This window comes from Brevibacillus choshinensis, assembly GCF_016811915.1.
GTDB lineage: Bacteria > Bacillota > Bacilli > Brevibacillales > Brevibacillaceae > Brevibacillus > Brevibacillus choshinensis_A.
Genome location: NZ_CP069127.1, coordinates 4,250,001 through 4,263,612, shown reverse-complemented (window position 1 = coordinate 4,263,612; position 13,612 = coordinate 4,250,001). Strand labels below are relative to the sequence as shown.

Annotated in this window: 15 protein-coding genes (1 of these 15 running past the window's edge); 8 read left to right on the top strand and 7 right to left on the bottom strand. The window is 51.4% G+C overall.

Features of this window, described 5'->3' with window-relative positions; genetic code table 11:
- Positions 1–10 precede the first annotated feature (10 nt).
- On the top strand, positions 11–1,129 hold the full coding sequence (gene menC, locus JNE38_RS21510; protein ID WP_203353179.1) for an o-succinylbenzoate synthase: 1,119 nt from the start codon (positions 11–13) through the stop codon (positions 1,127–1,129).
- Between the two features lie 75 nt (positions 1,130–1,204).
- Here the strand turns inward: menC and JNE38_RS21505 are convergent, their stop codons facing one another.
- Both JNE38_RS21505 and JNE38_RS21500 read right to left on the bottom strand, forming a co-directional pair.
- Positions 1,205–2,503: an MFS transporter gene (locus tag JNE38_RS21505; protein ID WP_203353178.1), complete on the bottom strand. Its 1,299-nt coding sequence runs from the start codon at positions 2,501–2,503 to the stop codon at positions 1,205–1,207.
- The gene (locus tag JNE38_RS21500; RefSeq protein ID WP_203353177.1) at positions 2,481–3,212 is read right to left on the bottom strand and encodes an ArsR/SmtB family transcription factor; all 732 of its coding nucleotides are present in this window, start codon (positions 3,210–3,212) and stop codon (positions 2,481–2,483) included. The genes JNE38_RS21505 and JNE38_RS21500 overlap by 23 nt, the downstream gene beginning before the upstream one ends.
- Positions 3,213–3,379: 167 nt before the next feature.
- Between JNE38_RS21500 and JNE38_RS21495 the strand changes: the two genes are divergently transcribed.
- Together JNE38_RS21495 and JNE38_RS21490 are read left to right on the top strand one after the other, a co-directional pair.
- The gene (locus tag JNE38_RS21495) at positions 3,380–4,588 is read left to right on the top strand and encodes an MFS transporter (protein WP_203353176.1); all 1,209 of its coding nucleotides are present in this window, start codon (positions 3,380–3,382) and stop codon (positions 4,586–4,588) included.
- A gap of 152 nt (positions 4,589–4,740) precedes the next feature.
- Positions 4,741–6,039 carry an MFS transporter gene (locus tag JNE38_RS21490; RefSeq protein ID WP_203353175.1) on the top strand — a complete coding sequence of 433 codons (1,299 nt, stop codon included), beginning with the start codon at positions 4,741–4,743 and terminating at the stop codon, positions 6,037–6,039.
- On the opposite strand, the gene JNE38_RS21485 is transcribed toward JNE38_RS21490, so the two are convergent.
- A complete protein-coding gene (locus tag JNE38_RS21485; protein ID WP_203357675.1) occupies positions 5,974–6,753 on the bottom strand; it encodes an SDR family NAD(P)-dependent oxidoreductase in 780 nt (259 codons plus the stop codon). The two genes, JNE38_RS21490 and JNE38_RS21485, sit on opposite strands and share 66 nt — an antisense overlap.
- Before the next feature lie 115 nt (positions 6,754–6,868).
- On the opposite strand from JNE38_RS21485, the gene JNE38_RS21480 reads away from it, so the two are divergent.
- Complete coding sequence (locus JNE38_RS21480) at positions 6,869–7,081, top strand: DUF1540 domain-containing protein (protein WP_203353174.1); 213 nt, start codon at positions 6,869–6,871, stop codon at positions 7,079–7,081.
- 58 nt (positions 7,082–7,139) lie between these two features.
- On the opposite strand, the gene JNE38_RS21475 is transcribed toward JNE38_RS21480, so the two are convergent.
- Positions 7,140–7,730 carry a 5' nucleotidase, NT5C type gene (locus JNE38_RS21475; protein ID WP_203353173.1) on the bottom strand — a complete coding sequence of 197 codons (591 nt, stop codon included), beginning with the start codon at positions 7,728–7,730 and terminating at the stop codon, positions 7,140–7,142.
- A gap of 93 nt (positions 7,731–7,823) precedes the next feature.
- Between JNE38_RS21475 and JNE38_RS21470 the strand changes: the two genes are divergently transcribed.
- Positions 7,824–8,408: a DUF456 domain-containing protein gene (locus JNE38_RS21470; RefSeq protein WP_203353172.1), complete on the top strand. Its 585-nt coding sequence runs from the start codon at positions 7,824–7,826 to the stop codon at positions 8,406–8,408.
- Between the two features lie 49 nt (positions 8,409–8,457).
- Here JNE38_RS21470 and JNE38_RS21465 read toward each other — a convergent pair whose 3' ends face one another.
- A complete protein-coding gene (locus JNE38_RS21465) occupies positions 8,458–8,988 on the bottom strand; it encodes a DUF84 family protein (protein WP_203353171.1) in 531 nt (176 codons plus the stop codon).
- Between the two features lie 126 nt (positions 8,989–9,114).
- Between JNE38_RS21465 and dapF the strand changes: the two genes are divergently transcribed.
- On the top strand, positions 9,115–9,975 hold the full coding sequence (dapF, locus tag JNE38_RS21460; protein WP_203353170.1) for a diaminopimelate epimerase: 861 nt from the start codon (positions 9,115–9,117) through the stop codon (positions 9,973–9,975).
- Positions 9,976–10,021: 46 nt separating this feature from the next.
- Here dapF and JNE38_RS21455 read toward each other — a convergent pair whose 3' ends face one another.
- Complete coding sequence (locus JNE38_RS21455; protein ID WP_238933407.1) at positions 10,022–11,194, bottom strand: LysM peptidoglycan-binding domain-containing protein; 1,173 nt, start codon at positions 11,192–11,194, stop codon at positions 10,022–10,024.
- A gap of 260 nt (positions 11,195–11,454) precedes the next feature.
- On the bottom strand, positions 11,455–11,601 hold the full coding sequence (locus JNE38_RS21450) for a hypothetical protein (protein WP_169791917.1): 147 nt from the start codon (positions 11,599–11,601) through the stop codon (positions 11,455–11,457).
- A gap of 269 nt (positions 11,602–11,870) precedes the next feature.
- Here JNE38_RS21450 and JNE38_RS21445 point away from each other — a divergent pair, with 269 nt between their 5' ends.
- Both JNE38_RS21445 and thiI read left to right on the top strand, forming a co-directional pair.
- Entirely contained in the window at positions 11,871–13,031 is a 1,161-nt protein-coding gene (locus JNE38_RS21445) for a cysteine desulfurase family protein (protein WP_203353169.1), read from the top strand.
- A gap of 11 nt (positions 13,032–13,042) precedes the next feature.
- A protein-coding gene (gene thiI / locus JNE38_RS21440) for a tRNA uracil 4-sulfurtransferase ThiI (RefSeq protein WP_203353168.1) crosses the window boundary here: on the top strand, positions 13,043–13,612 show its start. The gene runs 630 nt beyond the window's last position; the window shows 570 of its 1,200 coding nt (coding positions 1–570); its start codon is at positions 13,043–13,045; the stop codon falls past the right edge of the window.

Below are 13,612 nucleotides of genomic sequence, written 5' to 3'. Positions count from 1 at the left end.
GATGAACGAAATGAAAATCGAGCGCATTGAGGTACAGCAATTACATATGCCGCTTCGTTTCCGCTTTGAAACGAGCTTTGGCAGCACAACGATCAAAGATTTTCTGCTTATTTCTGTACACGCTGAGGGAGAAGTCGGTTATGGAGAGAGCGTGGCCATGCCCAATCCTTTTTATAATGAAGAAACGACGGAGACCGTGTGGTACATGCTGGAGAAGTTTTTGATTCCTCGTCTGTTTGCAAATCCGATAGAAACACCGGAAGATGTAGACCGTCTTTTCGCATCCATTCGCCGGAACAACATGGCGAAGTCTGCGCTGGAGGGCGCCATTTGGGATCTTTACTGCAAGCAAAAAGGAATCTCACTGGCAAAAGCATTGGGCGGTGAGAAATCTGTCATTGATGTCGGCATCAGCATCGGCATCGAGCCGTCGGTAGAACAAGTGCTGGAGAAGGTAGAGCGTGCACTCGGAGATGGGTACAAGAAAATCAAGGTGAAAATCAAGCCAGGTTTCGATGTTCAGGTCATCCGCGGGATCCGTGAGCGCTTTGGTGACGCCGTTCCCCTCATGGCCGACGCCAACTCTGCGTACACGATGGAGCACCTCGACGTCATGAAAGAGCTGGATCAATACGGATTGATCATGATTGAACAGCCATTGGCACATGACGATATCATCGATCACGCCAAGCTGCAGGCACAGCTGAAGACGCCGATCTGCCTTGACGAAAGCATTCATAATGCGGAAGATGCGAGAAAGGCGATCGAGCTGGGAAGCTGCGGGATCATCAACATCAAAATTGGCCGCGTAGGAGGGCTTACAGAATCCAAGCGCATCCACGACCTGTGCCAGGCGCACGGCATTCCGGTATGGTGCGGAGGGATGGTCGAATCCGGAGTGGGTCGCGCCCACAATGTGGCCATTACCTCGCTGCCAAACTTTACGATTCCGGGGGATACAGCAGCATCCAGCCGCTACTGGGATCAGGACATCATCGAGCCAGGCGTGGAACTGATTGCGCCGGGTCAGCTCGCAGTCCCGGAAGGACCGGGTATCGGCTATTCCGTGAACCAGGCGGCTGTAGGAAAGTATGTCATTCGCTCCGCCAACTTCCGACCTGTGAAATAATCAAAAACCAAACGCACACCCTGAGCCAGATGACCTGCTCTTTGGGTGTGCGTTTCTCTATGCCCATTGCCAATGCTAAGAGGAGAGCGAGCGCGTAGAGGTGGCTGTGTTCGAGCCTGCCCAGGAGGGGTGCTGCTCCATCCTCCGAAACTCACGGAAAAGCCACAAGCTCATGCTGATGAGCGCAAGTCCGAAGCCGCCTGCGAGCATGATGACGCCAGGAGTGGCAACCTTATGCTCAAGGACAAATGAGCAGATGGCATAGCTCACGGGACCAAGACCAATAGACATCAGCGAAAGCAGCGACATGACACGTCCCAGCATGTGTGAGGGAACGATGCTCTGGATGTAGGTGATATAGGGGATGTTGGTCATGCTGAGAATGAGGCCGACCGTAAACATGGCTGCGTATCCCAGGCTGATATGCTGCATGAAAAATAAGGAGCTTATCGCAAAGCCCATGACGGCAGTAAAGAAAGGGAGAAGCATGAATTTTCCGCGAAAGCCATTCAGGATACCCGTGAGGATTCCGCCAATGATCGTGCCAATTCCGAGCGTGATACTGAGCGAGCTGTAGGCGCTCCCACCCCATCCCAGACTTTTTACGAGAAGGGGGAGTCCCATGTTGATCGGACCGGAGAACGTCATGTTCGTAAAAAGGCACGTGACAAAGATGATGCTTAAAATGGGAACAGAGAAAGTGAAGCGAATGCCGCTGAAAATATCTTTGAAATAGGAGCTGGTAACCGCCGCATTCGTCGGATTATTCTCCTCGACAGGCTCCAGGCGAAGCGAAAGGATGAAAAGTGTTCCCGCAAAAAAGGCTGCCCCAAGCAGGAGAAACATGGTGGGATAATGGGCGGTCCGAATGAGCAGCGCAGAAACCAAGGGTCCTCCGACCATACTGATTTGCTGGGAAATTTCCATCATGCTGTTGGCGGGCGCAAGCTGCTCGCGCGGCACGAGAAAAGGCAAGATCGAGCTGCGAGCAGGCCAAAAGAAAGCATCGACGGTCCCAAAGAGCACAGCGACGGCATAGGCGGAGTAAGGAAGCCCGCTGCCGCCCTCATCCATCAACAGCAGGCTGAACAGGGCGAGAATCACGCCGCGCGCGAGAATCGAGCCAAACATGATCCACTTTCGACTCCAGCGGTCCGCAGCAACACCGCCTACGAGCATAAAAAGCAGACGCGGGATGGACATGCAGATCAACGTGGTTCCCAGCATGGCCTCCGACCCAGTCACATCCACGATGAACCAGGAGAGCACAATGAAAAAGGCACTGTCAGCGAGCGCTGACAAAATGGTGCCGCACCACAAGCGAACAAAGGAGCGATTGTGCCAAAGGCTCCTAGCTGCGGTCATCGTCGTCATGAGTGTCGCTTCCTTTCTTTTTCTTTACGACTTTTTCTGTGATGTATTCGTACTCGGTTGGGACATGCTCGTAGTGATCAGGCAGGGATTCGTCTTCCGAGACGTAGTAGCGCTCGTTGGTCATGAACCCGACCGTCACCAGATAAAAGTTTTCTTCGCTATCTTCTGCTTCTCCATTCGCTACTTTCTGCAGATGGCGCGCCTCCATTTCTCCGAGCTCATTTATCAAAGCCATGTACTTCTTGAGCCACGCTTTGATCTCGTGACGCGGAGCCTTGACTTCCGAGTTGAGTCCGATGGCAGGTGGGCGTTTCGCCTCGTCGGCAAACTGCAGAAAGGACTCGTCAGGCGCGTTATACAAGCGAGTGATACTGGAGCGCAAATGATTGAGCAGCGCCTCCTGCATGAGCATGGTGTCTTCTTGCAGGGAGGGGAGCAGCGCATCACTGACCTTCATGTCATAAGCCGCTGCACGGTAAAACTTTTGGACGATGCCGTTCTTCTCTTCCGTACGCACGACATGTACAAAGTGGTGGTTTTCCAACTCCTTGAGATGGTAATGGACCTTGGATGCAGAGAGGTTCAGCATGGTGGCCAACTGCTTTCCCGTGAATGCGTCTTTGACGAGTAAGGAAATGATGTCCATGCGCAAGGAGTCGCTGATGGCTTTTAATTGATCGAGGGTCTCAATAACCAGGTAGCGTTTCAACAGGATCAGCCTCATTTCGGTGCAGATAAACGTTTTTTTGTTTTTAAACGTTCAACTTTATTTGAACGTATTGTATCAACAAAAAGAAGTGAATTTCAAGACCATTCTGCCTTTATTTTTCGACAAGTGATACAATACGAGAAAAACGGTGGAAAGGGACCAGATCTATGGCATTGCTCACGCATCCGGTATTTCGCCGTTTGTACGCGGCACATATCATTCACATCATCGGAAATGAGTTTACTTTTATTGCGGTAGTAGGGCTCTTGCATGATCTGAGCGGCTCGGGTCTTTCATTTGCCGCTGGAACAGTCTTTCGCATGCTTCCCTATGTGCTGACCAGCTTTTTTTCGGGAGCCCTCGTGGAAAATTGGGATAAGCAACGAGTGATGATCACGGTCAACCTGCTCCGCGGCATTCTCGTCAGTCTGTTTTTCTTCATTTCCTCTCCCGCTTATTTGTGGGTCGCATTTTTGCTCTTGATTCTCGTAAATATATGCAGCGCCTTTTTTCAGCCGGCTATGCAGGTAGCCATCGTCAGCTCGGTAGATGAAAAGGATCGGCTCACAGCGAATTCCTTGCTCCAGGGGACGACGTCCTTTTTGATCATCGTTTGTCAGGGTGTTGCGGCTGTCCTGGTGTATCTGTTCTCCTACCGCTACAATTTCCTTCTCGACGCTGCCTGCTACCTGCTGTCCTTGCTGATCCTGCTGAGACTTCCCGAGATGGCGATTTCCAGCGAATCGAAAAAAGCAACGAGCTTTTTGACCCGTCTGCAGGAGGGCTTTCGCTACATTGCAAGCAAAAAGGAAATCGGCCAAGTACTGATGTATCAAATGGCGGAGCGTGTATTGGGCGCGTACTACATCATGCTGATGTTTTACATTCTTCAGGAGCGGGGAGAGGGACTCTATATCTTCGGCCTGCTGGATATACCCCTGGGACTGGGAGGCGTATTCGCTGGCGTGCTGGTGTCGAGAATGTCTGACCGTCTGGGGGAAAGAGGAGTATCCGGTGTGCAGGGCTGGACTCTGGTGGCGATGGGGATCTCCATCTACGCGGTGTTCCACATCAAGCCCTTGCTCGGTTTGGCTGTGGCGATCCTCTTTTGTTCCTTTGCTTCCTACAGTGCTTCGATTCTCTCCGTTACCAAGCTCCAGCGCTTGGCGGATCCCGAATACTTGGCACGTGTGTTCTCCATACGGGAAATGGCGACGATGGGCAGCTTTTCTGCAAGCTGTCTCGTGCTGGGATACGGAGCCGAAAAAGTGGGGAGTGCCGTCGTATCCGTTTGGCTGGCCGTTTTTGGAGTCGTTGCAGGCTTTATCTGGTTGTGGAGTCGGCGTCAGCTGGAAAATCGAGAGGCCGAAATGTAAAACGAAAGCAATCCTTTTGCCTTTCTTTGGCGAAGGGATTTTTTTTGCTCAGATTCATCCGAAAGTTTTTGGTTTAATAAATATAATTGTTGTAAAAGTATGATAAAATCTTTACAATAAGGGCAACCACAGGAAAGAAAAGGAAGATGGAAATGAAAGAGCTTTGGCGGCAGAATGCTTTTCGCTGGTACTGGCTGGGGATGTTTTTGTCAGGACTGGGTGATCAGTTTGGCTGGATGGGTTTGACTTGGTTTGTCATGAAGAAGACCGGCTCTTCTGCAGCAATGGGCGGAGTGATTCTCGCCTACATGCTGCCAGCCGTATTGGCAGGATTGGTAGCGGGAGTGCTTTTGGATCGGTATGACCGCAGAAAACTGATTATGATCGACAATATCACTCGAGGCTTTATTTTCATTTCATTGGTGATCTTGCTTCAGGTCGACCAAGTACCTTTGTTCGTGATATACATGCTGATTGTCATTGCAGGGATTCTTTCTCCCCTTAGCACAGCAGGGGCGCAGACGTTGCTGCCGAGGTTGGTGTCAGACCCCAAGCATTTGGTCAAAGCGAATGGGGTCATGGAAAGTCAGTGGCAGATCGTATACATGTTTGGCCCTGCCCTGGCGGGTGTCCTCATCGGTTGGATTGGCGAAGCTTATGTGCTGTTGATTGATGCAGCAAGCTTTTTTGTATGCGCATTCTGCTTTTCGCGATTGCCGAAGCGCCTCACGCAGAGTGCCATGGCAGCTTCTGACGCCAAGGAAAGCGAAGCGGGGGCTTACTTGCGCACTCTGCTTCTGGATATGCGCACGGGTTACCGCTATCTCGTAGGGCACAAGCAGATGCTGGTGCTCGTCCTGTTTACCTTTTTGTTCAATATGGCGTATGGACCTGTAGAGGTGGCTTTGCCGCTCTATGCGAATCAGGATTTGGGCGGAGGGTCTGTGGCACTGGGGATGCTGTGGTCCTCCCTGGCAATCGGCGCTCTGTTAGGTTCCTTGTTCTTCTCGACGATTACTTGGAAATGGCCGTTGGGAGCGACTCTGGCCGGAATCATTGTGGGATGGGGGGTTACGACACTTCCGCTAGCCCTGTTCTCCAGACTGGAAGTGGCGATGCTGGCGATGGCCTTGGCAGGCTTCTGTTATTCTCCGTACAACATTTTGTATCGCAGCTATTTGCAGAAGCAGGTCCCCGATGAGCTGTTGGGACGGGTCATGACCAGCATTCGGACCATTACAGGCACTGGCATGCCCGCAGGAGCCGCCGTCTCAGGCTTGTTGATTCCCATTATGGGCGTACAAGGCTTGTTTGGAGCCGGGGCTGCTGTGTGCATCGTCTGTGGCGGGATTGCATTCGGGATGCTGCGCCGATTGGATGAGCCGTCACTTGCGATTCAGGAGAGGGGCGACGAGTCGCTTCACACTGTGCGGCAGGAGGGCGTAGAGTAAGGACAGGTAGTAGAGGCGCTTGGGCATCGCCACTTCCGGCTTTTTTCGTTCGACTGCCTGCAGGATTAAGGCTGCTGTTTGCTCCGGTGTCAGCAGGTACTTGCTGACTTTGCTGCGATAGTTTCCGGTTCGATCTGCCCGATCGAGAAAGGGTGTATCGATCGGGCCTGGCATTGCACAGGTAATGTGAATGCCGTGCTCCTTCAGCTCGTGCCGCAAGCCTTCGCTCAATCGGATGATGGCTGCTTTGCTGGCAGCGTATACAGCTGCTTTGGACGTCGCGACTTGTCCGGCTAAGGAGGCAATATTGACGACATGTCCCGCTTTGGCCTGCTGCATCATGGGCAAAAATGCGCGGGTGGTAAACATCACTCCTGCAATATTCGTACGCAGCATCTCTTCCAGCTCGTCCAGACGCATGTCTGCAAGTGCGGTGAATACGGCAGATCCAGCATTGTTATACAAGAGGTCACAGCCGCCAAAGCGCACATGTACCCACGCTGCCAATTGACGAGCCGCTTCGCTGTCAGCGACATCGAACAGCTGCGTATGTAGCCGCTCGTTTTGCTGGTGCTCCAATGTGAGTGCTTGCAGCCCGGATGCTTTGCGTCCAGTGGCGATGACGATGTCCCCTCTGTCCAGATGCAGACGGATGAGCGCTCGGCCAAGTCCGCTTGAGGCTCCGGTGATGACGACGATTCGCTGTACGGTCATGGATTCATCCTTTCTGACGGTTTTAGATGGGAAGATTCCCGCGTTTATTTCCACACTGGACATGGTATAAGCCTCCCTGAGGATGTGAAGGATAGCCCCTAGGGGGTGAATACACATGCCACAAGTAAAATGCAGTGTAGCGAATTGCGAGTATTGGGCGCAAGGGAACTTGTGCAGTGCTGACGAGATCATGGTGGAAATCGACGCACACGCGAGCGCAGACTACAAGACGGAGTTTGCCGCGGAGAACGATTCGCACCAGGATAAGGCTAACACCTCGTCCGAGACCTGTTGTCTCACGTTCAAGCCGAAACAATCCGGCAAGTAGGCTGCTTTTGGCGCAAAAAGACGTATCCCTGACTGGTGATACGTCTTTTTGCCGTTTCTTATACGCTTGTCCGTTCCATGGAAAGCAGCTGAATTTTTTCTTGCACTTCATCCCAGGTGGTGACGCGATGTACGAGCGATGGAAGATCACCCTGATTATAGGGAGTATCGAACAAAAAGACTGGGATTTGCAGGGCTTCCGACAGCTGAAGGGCATTTTCCAGGCGATCCTCCAAAAACAGATCGACGCCCCATTTTTTCGCAGCAGACAGCTTGTCATGGGAGCCAATCAGATCAAGCTCGTGAAACGGAATGTCGTAACGGGAAAACCAATTGATGGTGACATCGCGGTGCCTATCTTCCCTAGCGCTGATGTAAACCAGTTTGAAATGCGGATGCCAAGCTCTCAAGATGTCATCCGCGTTTCCGTGAACGGGAGCTTCCTTGTATAAGCGCTCCCCATTCTGATCGAGCCATTTGTCAAATTCCTCGTCCGTAATGTTGTAAACATTAGCAAGGTTGTATTCATAGCAGTCTTCATATCGTAAATCTCTTCCAAAGCTTTCGTTCATCAGCGGGACAATACTGCTGGGTGACGTCACTGTGCCGTCGATATCAATGCCAATCGTTAGGACTTTCTCTGGTTTCATCCTCTCGCCTCCAGTTTAAATTGTACACCGAACGCAGAGAATAAGGCTACTTCCTTCACCAACAAATCCTTTGCCAAAAGGGGCTGAGCATGCATGTCGGACTGTATTGAACGTATGACTGCGAAGCGGAAGGAAGATACCGGCTTTTCCGAGACAGTCGACCTGCACGATACGGAGTTTGCTGCGGATACGTGGACTGAAAAGGCGTTTGATGATGACGACAAAAACGCCGCCATCCAAAGAATCCAGTATGACCCGTACACCCGCACAGAGCGCTATAACGGCGAGCTGGGTAAGGACAAGAACGATTTTTCCGAGCGCCTGGACGGCGTGGATCGTACACAGGAAGAAGTATACAGGGTATCCTCTGTACGGGACCGCGACACAGAGACCGCTGCGGAAATCGCCGAACCGATTCCGGTTCGACGTCGTTCTGATCGTGTTGAACCTGAGGAGGACAGTCGGGAAGGTGGGGCAAGCGGTATCGGGATGACAGGGCTCGGGTTGTCGATCCTTTCCCTGTTCTTAATGCCGTACCTGATTGCACCCATTGGGATGGTGCTTGGCTACTTGGCGTATCGACGCAATTCGAGAACGCTTGGGGCTTGGGCGATGATTGTAGGGGCAATCGCCATTTTGGGCGCGCTAATCATTTACCCATTCTACACGGCCCGGTAGGTACCGTTCCCAAAAAACCTCTCCAGATCAGTCTGGAGAGGTTTTCCATTTACTCATAGAGTTTGGAGAAAAAAGGAGTCAACGCAGCAAGGACGGCGTCGCGAAAAACATCCGCACGGCGAATGCGGTCCTCCGTTAATAAAGCGTAAGCTCCTCCCTGGTGATTGCTGTTTGTAAGGCCGCTCCATTCGTCGATGATGACGCTCAATTCGATATTTTCCTTTTGAATCCTTTCAGCGGCTTTATTGGGGATGGGGAAGGACAAGCCTTTTCCGACATGAAGCTCTGCACCGTTCCAGGCAGCGCATACGGAAATCAGATACCATTGGTGTGTGTATCGATCGTCGTACATGAGCCCGCCTTCCAGTCCCAATCCGATTTGTGCGTGAGGGACTTCTGCAAGTACGGTCTTTGCGCGGTTTATAGCGCCGGCAATCGTTTCCTCCTCAGACATGGGTTGGCCTGACACGCCGGAAGGGACGGATTGGCAAATGGGTTCGGCAAGCGTAGCCATCTGCACGGCCGCTTTTTTGGCAGCGTTCGTTGTTCCGAGCGCATAGCGAATGGTGGAAAAATCCATGGGACACTCCTCCTGCTTCTTGCGATAAACTAGTGGTAGTATACCACTTCCCCATAAACGGGTGCGATGTGATAAGATAGGGCTTATACTAGAGACAGAAATTTGTGAGAAAAAGAGGAGAGGACCATGAAGTTCACAAAATTGCATGGACTGGGAAACGATTATGTATATGTGAATGGTTTCACAGAAGACTTGACCGGTGTAGATCTTCCCGAGCTGTCGAGACGTGTAAGCGACCGCCATTTCGGCATTGGCGGTGACGGCTTGATCTTGATCCTGCCCTCCGAGCGGGCGGATTTCCGCATGCGCGTGTTCAATAACGACGGCAGCGAAGCGAAAAACTGTGGGAACGGCTTGCGCTGTGTCAGCAAGTACGTATTCGATCATGGCTTGACCCATGAACATACATTTACCGTAGAGACGTTGGGGGGAATTGTGACTCCTGTCGTGTCACTCGGCGAGGATGGCAAGGTAGAGCAAGTCACGATTGACATGGGCGAGCCGCGATTTGAGCGTGCAGCCATTCCGATGGCAGGAATTCCGGAGGAGAAGGCTCTTGAAGAAACCATCGAAGTGGATGGAGAGGCTTTTACCATGACCGCAGTTTCGATGGGAAACCCGCATGCGATTCTGTTCATGGATGAAGTGGTAGACGAAGATGTAGTCAAGTACGGCCCGAAGATCGAATTTCATGAGTGGTTCCCGGAACGTACGAATGTAGAGTTCATCCAGATTCTCGACCGCCAGGAAATTCTCTTCCGGGTATGGGAGAGAGGCTCAGGCGTCACTCTTGCCTGTGGAACAGGAGCCTGTGCTGCAGCAGTCGCCGCGATCTTGAGCGATAAAGTGGATCGCAAGGTGACCGTGCATCTGGCAGGCGGCGATCTGTTTATAGAATGGCGAGAAAGCGACAATCGCGTGTTTATGACTGGCCCTGCCACAGAAGTATTTTCCGGAGTCTACCAAGGCCCGATCCCTTATAAATAGAAAAAGCAAAAACGTTCCGTCGAAAATGACCGGAACGTTTTTTGTGCTATTTCAGTCCAGCAGCCACTTTGATGGCTTCCTGGTGATCAGGATCGATCTCGTTGTCCTTATGACGCAGGCTGTTCAGGAAATGGATGTCAAAGTGACCCGTAAAGTTATTGTCGGTGATGTATTCGATGCTGTGAGGCATGGAGGTCATCGAAGCGGCGATTCTTCTGCCGTTCACTTCTACAATTACCGGACGTACACTCCATGAAAAATCGCCACCCCAGACCTCTTTGATGATTGCTGTGTCGGCAGCAGTGAGAGGCTCGGTATCGGAATGGGAGGCACCGATGGTCCGTTTGACTTGGAAGCTCTTCCCTGTCTCAAAGTCGGTTACGGTCGCAACGGCGTTTATGGGAAAGAGATACTGGCTTGCTTCAAACCAATCCAGGTATTCTCCGTATTTGGAACTTGTAACTTGCGTCTTCGGGATATGGTGAACCGGGATGATGAGTGACTGCCCGATTTGCAGCTCAGAACTTTCCGACAGGTTGTTTACTTGCAGCAGCTCCGTCATCGGAATACCGTGAGCGATCGAAACGGTCCAGGGAGTGTCCCCTTTTGCCACTTGATAGCGAGTATTTTCTACCCAAGGTTTGCTCGTATCCGTTTTCGGCTGTTCGACGGGCTTGGTATTGGCTTGTCCACCTGAAGAAGGGATCAGCAATTTTTGTCCGACCAAGAGATCTGTAGAAGTCAATTGGTTGGCATCCAGGATGGCCTGGATGGTTACGCTGTAGCGGCTCGCAATCTTCCAGAGTACGTCTCCGCTTTTTACCGTGTAGGTGTTGTTTGCCGAATTCGCGGATTTCGGTACGAGGAGCTTCTCGCCTGCGAGGAGATCGTAAGACGTGCGCTGATTGATCTCCATGAGTGTAGGAATGGTGGTCTGGTGGTCTGCAGCGATTTTCCACAAGACATCACCAGATTTGACGGTATAAATATCTGAGCTTGGCGGTATGTACAGGGATTGGCCGGATAGGATCTGATCGGTTTGCAGGTGGTTGGCGATCATCAATTGCTCGACTGTCACCTGGTAGCGATAGGCCAGATTCCCCAGTGTGTCTCCAGACTTTACGGAGATAGACTGTGCAAAAGCAGATGTGGAAGGAAGCAGCAGTGCAATCAGGGTGGTTTGAGCAGCTAGACGTTTCCATCGTGTTGATTTGAGCATGAAAGCCTCCTCGATGCCGTAGCGTGATGTTTTTTGAATCTTTCCACCATAATTGTAACCAGCAGAACCAACTGCTTTCATTAGGTAAATTAACACTCACATGGACGCAATTTCCAGCAAGAGCAAGTAGGCTCCCTTTTGAGAAATGTATTTTCGTACCAAAGTAGGAGGAAAAAGGGCAAATGGACACAAAAATAGCGTGGGATGCGGCAGATCCTTCATGCCACTTCCACGCTACTGAAAACAAAATAAGCGAAATGTCACCCGTTGTACACCTCATTTAGGTATGCGACGTCAGATCGGTTGATGGGAGGGGTGCTTTTGTTCATTTTTGCAAGTTCAGCCTGCAGGCGTTTCAGTTCTGCTTCCATCTTGGTGATTTTTTCTTGCATAGCTTGGGTTGTCATGGTTGCTCTCTCCTCGTTGTTTTGTTTAAATTTACTGACAATTCTAACGAAAAGGACCTTTGATGTAAAGAGCCTAATGCTGGATGTAAGCGCTTTATGTGTGAATAGTGTGTGAACGATCGCTCGGAGCGCAGCGGAAATGGCGAATTTGGATGGGAAAGTGGGGAAAATAGAAGGGAAAGCATGCTTTGCGCTGTATGTACGACGAACAGTCGTGTTATGATGTAGCGTAGACATGGGGCACCTCGCCCTCAGGAAGGTGTGGACTAGTGATTTATTTGGACAACAGTGCTACGACTCGTCCTCATCCCCAAGTGGTTGAGACGATGAGACGTGCCATGGAAAGCTACTATGGCAACCCTTCCTCCCTCCATCAAATGGGAGTAGAGGCGGAAGCAGTTTTGAAGCAAGCGCGAGAGGTAGCAGCAAAGTTCTTGGGCTGCAAAGCGGGGGAAATCATTTTTACCTCCGGCGGTACGGAAAGCAATAATACGGCGATCAAAGGCGTAGCCTTTCAATATCAAAACCGTGGGAAGCATATCATTACGACCCAGGTAGAGCATCCGGCTGTTTATGATGTTTGCAAGCAATTGGAGAGCCTGGGGTTTACGACGACCTTTTTGCCTGTCGACCGAGAAGGACGCGTCTCGCTTGAAAATGTGAAAAAAGCGATGCGGCCGGATACGATTCTCGTTTCCATCATGCATGTGAACAATGAATTGGGTACCATTCAGCCGATCGAGGAGATAGGTCAATGGCTGAAGCAGTTTCCCAAAGTCCTGTTTCATGTGGATGCGGTGCAAGCAGTAGGAAAAGTCCCGCTTCGCCTTAAGGATTCCGGCATTGATCTTTTGAGCGTGTCTGCCCACAAGTTTTACGGACCGCGTGGTGTAGGGATCTTGTACAAGCGTGAGGGATTGATCATTCACCCTTTGATGATGGGGGGAGGCCAAGAAGGCGGCGTTCGATCAGGTACGGAGAATTTGCCTGCGATTGCGGGTATGGCGAAAGCAGTCCGTTTATTGGAAGAAACGGGCTCGGTGGAAAGCATCCGCCTGAAAGCTTTGCTGAATCACCTGCGTGAAGGAATCTCCGCGATCGAAGGATGCATCATCAATACGCCAGCAAATGGAGCGGCACCGCACATCATGAACATCTCTGTTCCAGGAGTGAAGGCGGAAGTGCTCTTGCACGCGTTGGAAGAACGGGGCTTTTTGGTTTCCACCAAATCAGCCTGCTCCTCCAAAGCGAATGAACCGAGTCGCGTCCTGACATCCGTGGGTATCGAGCGTGATTGTGCACTGTCTTCCCTGCGAATTAGCCTAGGACGGGAAAATACGAAGGAAGACATCAGTCAGTTTCTCGCAGCTTTAGAGGCGTGTGTCAATAGCCTGCGCAAGCAAATGAAACCAAAAAGCGTAACCAGATAAAGGAGACGAACATGAACTACGATGTAATTTTGATCCGTTACGGAGAGTTGGCCCTGAAAGGGAAAAACCGCGACATGTTTGAAGAAACATTGATGCGCAGCGTAAAAAGCGTTTTGCGTTCCTTCTATAAAGTAAAAGTGCGCCGCAATTACGGACGGATGTATGTGGAGCTGCACGGGGAAGATGCTTACGAAGTCATGGACCGACTGAAGCGTGTTTTCGGGATCTCCTCGATCAGCCCGACGATTCACGTGGACCCGGATATTGAGACGATCAAGGAACGCTCCCTGGAGCTGATTCGCCAAATGAATCCGCAGCCTCGCACGTTCCGCGTGGTAACCCGTCGTGCGGACAAGCGCTACCCGATCCCTTCGATGGAAGTCAATCGCATGGTCGGAACCCACATTTTGCGTGCCCTCCCAGCCATTAAAGTGGATGTGCATGAACCGGAAGCCATTGTCAATGTGGAAATTCGTACGGAAGGAACCTACGTCAGCTGCGAAACCATTCCTGGGCTAGGTGGATTGCCGGTGGGTGTGAGCGGAAAAGTGCTGCTCCTGCTTTCCGGGGGAATCGACAGC